Source organism: Streptomyces thermovulgaris (assembly GCF_002155915.1).
GTDB lineage: Bacteria > Actinomycetota > Actinomycetes > Streptomycetales > Streptomycetaceae > Streptomyces > Streptomyces thermovulgaris.
In genome coordinates, this window is the sequence record NZ_MUME01000433.1 from 1 (window position 1) to 4929 (window position 4929).

The 4929-nt window shown below is 72.8% G+C and carries 5 protein-coding genes and 3 pseudogenes; 1 reads left to right on the plus strand and 7 read right to left on the minus strand.

Going from position 1 to position 4929, the window contains the following annotated elements; all coding sequences use genetic code 11:
• The 7 genes and pseudogenes from CCN35_RS25935 to CCN35_RS25965 all read right to left on the minus strand — a co-directional run.
• A pseudogene (locus tag CCN35_RS25935) lies at window positions 1–465 on the minus strand (PE-PGRS family protein); the annotation flags it as partial.
• Window positions 462–725 carry a gas vesicle protein GvpG gene (locus CCN35_RS25940; RefSeq protein ID WP_067389221.1) on the minus strand — a complete coding sequence of 88 codons (264 nt, stop codon included), beginning with the start codon at window positions 723–725 and terminating at the stop codon, window positions 462–464. The pseudogene CCN35_RS25935 and the gene CCN35_RS25940, both read right to left, overlap by 4 nt.
• 5 nt (window positions 726–730) lie before the next feature.
• Window positions 731–1501, minus strand: a complete 771-nt coding sequence (locus tag CCN35_RS25945; protein WP_067388971.1) for a GvpL/GvpF family gas vesicle protein — start codon at window positions 1499–1501, stop codon at window positions 731–733.
• A complete protein-coding gene (locus CCN35_RS25950; protein WP_067388973.1) occupies window positions 1498–1929 on the minus strand; it encodes a gas vesicle structural protein GvpA in 432 nt (143 codons plus the stop codon). Before CCN35_RS25950 ends, CCN35_RS25945 begins: the two co-directional genes overlap by 4 nt.
• 58 nt (window positions 1930–1987) lie before the next feature.
• Window positions 1988–2353, minus strand: a complete 366-nt coding sequence (locus CCN35_RS25955) for a gas vesicle protein GvpO (protein ID WP_079129523.1) — start codon at window positions 2351–2353, stop codon at window positions 1988–1990.
• A 145-nt stretch (window positions 2354–2498) separates the two neighbouring features.
• On the minus strand, window positions 2499–3455 hold the full coding sequence (ligD, locus tag CCN35_RS25960; protein WP_067388977.1) for a non-homologous end-joining DNA ligase: 957 nt from the start codon (window positions 3453–3455) through the stop codon (window positions 2499–2501).
• A pseudogene (locus CCN35_RS25965) lies at window positions 3452–4762 on the minus strand (transketolase); the annotation flags it as partial. The pseudogene CCN35_RS25965 and the gene ligD, both read right to left, overlap by 4 nt.
• Between CCN35_RS25965 and CCN35_RS29775 the strand changes: the two are divergent.
• Window positions 4667–4929 (plus strand): annotated as a pseudogene (locus CCN35_RS29775) (hypothetical protein); the annotation flags it as partial. The pseudogenes CCN35_RS25965 and CCN35_RS29775 sit on opposite strands and share 96 nt — an antisense overlap.

Consider the following 4929-nt stretch of genomic DNA (forward strand, 5'->3'; position numbering starts at 1 on the left):
CTCCCCCTCGGGCTCGTCCGCGGACTCGGGTTCCTCCTCGGCCTCGCGGCCCTCCCGGTCCTCGTACTCGGCCTCGCCCTCGATGGTCCTCTCCTCGCCGGCCTCGCCGTCCTCCCCGGTCTCGCCGGCCTCGCCGGTCTTCGGCACGGCGCCGGCGAGCTGGTCGCGGACCTGCGAGGTACGGCCGTGCAGCCGGTCGGCGAGCGCGGTCATCTGCCGTTCGACCATCGCGCCCGAGGCCGCCTTGCCCACCCCCCGCAGGTCCTGGCGCAGCTGGTCCCCGATCTCCTTGATCTGGGGGTTGTCCTTCAGCTGCTGGTTGACCAGTTCCGCGACACGGCCCGGGCCGAGGTTGAGCTTCTTGCCCGCCACCATGCTGCCCACGGCGAGCGCGAGTTTGGCCTTCTTCGTCCGTCCCAGGAGGTATCCGGCCCCGATCGCGAGGCCGAGTCCCATTCGGTTCATCGTGCCGTCCCCTCACCTGATCCCGCGCCCCCGTGCATGCCGGTCTCCAGCCGGTCGAGAAGTTCGTCCTCCTGGCGGTCGAACTCCTCCTCGGTGATCTCTCCCGCTTCCAACTGCTGCTCCAGCCGGGCCAGTTCGGCCCGTACGGTGGCGGGGTCGTAGTAGATCCGCTCCGCTTCGCGGATCACCTGCCGGATTGCCCAGGCACCGCCGCGTGCCGGAGCGAGCGGCAGCAGCAGCACCTCGGTGATGAGTCCCATGGCCTTCACTCCGCTCCCGCGTCCGCGCCCGTGGCGGTGCCCGCCGGCTCGGCGGGACCGAGCTCGACGAAGCTGTACGGCGGCAACGGGCCGTTGACGCGCAGTTCGAGATGGGGCAGGTCCTCGCGGGCCTGCTCGACGGCGGCCAGGAACCGTTCGGCCCGGTCCCGGACCACCAGGAAGGAGGCGTTGACCAGCCAGCCGGTGGACTGCGGGCCCTCGCTGACCGCGGCGGCGGCCGGCTCCAGGGCGCGCACCACCGCGGCGGCGTCCTCCGCCTCACGGGCCTGCACCGCGGCCGCCACCAGTTCGCCGAGCCTGATCTTGTCGTCGTAACTGCCGCCGCCGGCCTTCCGGTTGGCCTCCGCCAGGGAGCGGAGCTCCGCGTTCTCGGACATCACGCGGCGCAGGACGGCCTCCTCGACGTGGCTGCCCTTGACGTTGTACTCGACCTTGCCGTCCAGTTCCCGCAGACGCTCCCCGTAGTGTTCGGCGCGCTCGTCGAGCACCGCGACGACGGCGTCGTCGTCCGGGGCGGCGTTGCCGAACCGCATGGGCAGCACACAGCCGGCCGCGCCGACCTCGGCGAGCACGTTCTGATGGGCGAGCAGGTCCCTGCGTTTGGGGCGCAGGCTCTCGGGTGCGTCGCTGACGATCGCCGCCAGCTCGCCCGCCTTGAGCACACGGATCTCGCGCGGCGGGTCGCCCACGCCGCTCAGGTCCTCCGGCAGCGCGGGGTGCGAGGCGGAGACGATCCCGTAGACATATGTGCTCACTCCCGCTCCTCCCTCCTGCGCGCCGAGCCGGCCCTGCGCGCCTTCGGCCGGGACTCGCTCTCGCTCGCATGCTCCTCACGGGCCTCCTTGAAGGCCTCGGAGACCGTCTGCGCGGCGCCGGACAGCGCGCCCTTGGACTTGCCGCGCGCACCGGACTCGGTGACCTCGCCGACGATCTCGGGCAGGCCGGGGCTCTTGCGCGGCCCGGCCTCCAGGTCGAGGCGGTTGCACGCCTCGGCGAACCGCAGATAGGTGTCCACGCTGGCGACGACCACACGTACGTCGATCTTCAGGATCTCGATGCCCACCAGGGAGACCCGCACGAACGCATCGATCACCAGCCCCCTGTCGAGGACGAGTTCCAGTACGTCGTAGAGGCCGCTGCTGCCGCCCCCGCCGCCGGACGTCTGTGCCGGGACAACGGTCATGCCGACCGCGCCTCCTTGTCTGTGTGGGGAATTGCTGGTGTGGGTGCGGGCGGGCGGCCTAGCGGCCGCCGGACCGATGTGCGTCGGCCCGCCCGCGTTCGTAGCGGCGGAGGCGTCGGTAACCGGTGAGCTGTCCCTCGGGGTCGAGTTCGACCAGATAGCTCGCCATCAGGCTCATCGTGTCGGGCACCCGGGCGAGCTCGAGGACCTCGATCTCCAGGGACCAGCCGTCCTCCGTCTGCTCGAAGGAGGTCACGGACTCGGCGCTCAGACCGGTCAGCTCGGCGAACTGGGCCCGCGCCTCGCGCAGCACCTCCATCGGTTTGGGCCGGTGCGCCGCCGTACGGTTGTCGTCCTTGCTCGGTGACTCCTGCCTTTGCCGTGGTTCCGGTGAGTCCTGCGATGTGTCTCTTGTGTTCGCCATGGCCACCTCTCTCCTCCGGGTGGCCGCAGCTCCGTCGGCCAAACCTTCGTGGACGGAGGTGTCCTCCGGGCCTTCGTGTCCTTCGGGCTTTCGGGTCTTCGTGTCCTCCGGCGGGGAGGGGCCGTCCGCGCGCGGCGGGCGTGCCTCAGCCGCGCAGCGCGTGGAGGCGGCGCCGGGCCGGGCCCAGGGCGCGGCCCCGGCGCGGCACACCGGCCCAGGGGTCGGTACGGGCCTGGTCGACCGCGTCGGCGATCGTCCAGCGGCGGGAGCCGAGTTCCGGGTCGTCGAGCTGGTCCCAGGAGACCGGGACGGCGACGGGCGCGCCGGGCCGGGCCCGCACGGTGTAGGGGGCGACCGCGGTCTGGGCGTAGCCGTTGCGCTGGACGTCCAGGTAGAGACGGTCGCCGCGGTCCTTCTTGCGGGCGGCGGTGGTGAGCCGGTCGGGATGGTCGGCGGCGAGCAGTTCGGCGACGTCCCGGGCGAAGTCGCGCACCTCGTCGAAGTCGTGGCGTCCGTCGAGCCGGACGGTCACGTGCAGGCCGCGCGATCCCGTCGTCATCGGCGCCGACGGCAGCCTCAGCTCGTCGAGCAGCTCCTTCAACTGCCATGCCGCCTCCCGCACGGCCGCGAAGGCGTCCTCGGGGGTCCTTCCGGGCCGCCCGGACGCCGAGGGAGGGTCGAGGTCGAAGACCATCAGGTCCGGCCGCTCGGGGTGCCCGGTGCGGGACAGCCAGCGGTGCAGGGTCAGACAGGCCTGGTCGGCGAGGTACACGAGCGTGGCGACGCTGTCGCAGACGGTGTGCGTGACCGTGCCGCCCTCCTTGGCGACCTCGGCCCGGGTGATCCAGTCCGGGTAGTGCTCCGGGGTGTTCTTCTGCATGAACGCCGGGCCGCCCAGGCCGTCCGGGTGCCGCTCCAGCATCAGCGGGCGGCCCCGCAGGTGCGGGAGCATGAAGGGCGCCACGGACCGGTAGTAGTCGACCAGGTCGCCCTTGGTGTACTCCTTGGCGGCGCCGTCGCCGCCCGGGAAGAGGACCTTGCCCGGCCGGCTCACCTCCACCGTGCGCCGGCCGGCCCGTACCCTGCGCACCCCGTCGCTCACGGCACCACCGCCGTCCCCACCAGCCGCCGTGCGGAGGCCGCGATCGACTCCGCGTCGATGCCCGCCGCGTGCAGCTGCTCGGCGGGCGAGGCCGAGCCCGGCATCGTACGGACGGCGAGCCGGACCAGGCGCGGCACCGGACGCCCGTCGAGGAAGGCGTCGAGCACCGCGTCGCCGAGGCCGCCCTCCTCGCGGTGGTCCTCCACGGTGAGCAGACAGCCGGTCTCCTCGGCGGCCCGGCGCAGCGCGGCCCGGTCGACCGGCTTGACCGAGTACAGGTCGATCACCCGGGCCGCGATGCCGTCCTGGCCGAGGGCGTCGGCGGCGGCGAGCGCCTCGTGGAGGGTGACGCCCGCGGCGACGATCGTCATCCGGTCCCGGTCGGAGGCGCGCAGCACCTTGCTGCCGCCGACGGGGAAGTCCTCCTCGGGGTCGTAGATCACCGGGCTCTCCCCGCGCGAGGTGCGCAGATAGCGGATGCCGTCCAGGTCGGCCATCTCCGCGACGAGCCGGGCGGTCTGGTTGGCGTCGCACGGGTACAGCACGGTCGATCCGTGGACGGCCCGCATCATCGCCAGGTCCTCCAGGCCCATCTGGCTGGGGCCGTCCTGTCCGATCGACACCCCGGCGTGGGAGCCGTTGAGGTTGATGCCGGAGCCGCTGATGGAGGCCATCCGGATGAAGTCGTGGGCGCGGGTGAGGAAGGCCGCGAAGGTGGAGGCGTACGGCACCCAGCCGCGCCGGGCCATGCCCACCGCCGCCGCGACCATCTGCTGTTCGGCGATGTAGCACTCGAAGTAGCGGTCGGGGTGCTTCTTGGCGAAGAACTCCGCACGGGTGGAGTCGCCGACCTCGCCGTCCAGGGCCACGATCTCGCCGCGTGCGGTGCCGAGCGCGGCGAGCGCCCGCCCGTAGGCGTCGCGGGTGGCGACCTGGTCGCCCTTGTCCCAGCGGGGCAGCTCGAGGCTGCCGTTGCCCACGGCGCGCAGAAGGCGGGCGGAGTCCGGCAGGTGCACACGGACGCGGAGGTCGCGGACGCCGCCGAGTTCCTCGATCGCCTCCTCGGCGTCCTTCACCGGCTTGCCGTGCAGGCCCTCGCGGTCCTCGGTGGCCCTGACGCCCTTGCCCTTGAGGGTGCGGGCGATGATCGCGGTGGGTTGCCTCCTCGTGGAGACCGCCTCGCTGCAGGCGCGGTCGACGGCGTCCACGTCATGGCCGTCGACCTCGATGGTGTGCCAGTCGAAGGCACGGAAGCGGCGGGCGTAGGCGTCCAGGTCGTGGCCGTGGCGGGTGGGGCCGCGCTGGCCGGCAAGCGCCTGGACCACGCCGACTACCGCGTATGGGTGCTGTGCGGGGACAGCGAGCTGGCCGAGGGCTCGGTCTGGGAGGCCGCCGAGCACGCCGGGTACGAGCACCTGGACAACCTGATCGCGATCCTCGACGTCAACCGGCTCGGCCAGCGCGGCCCCACCCG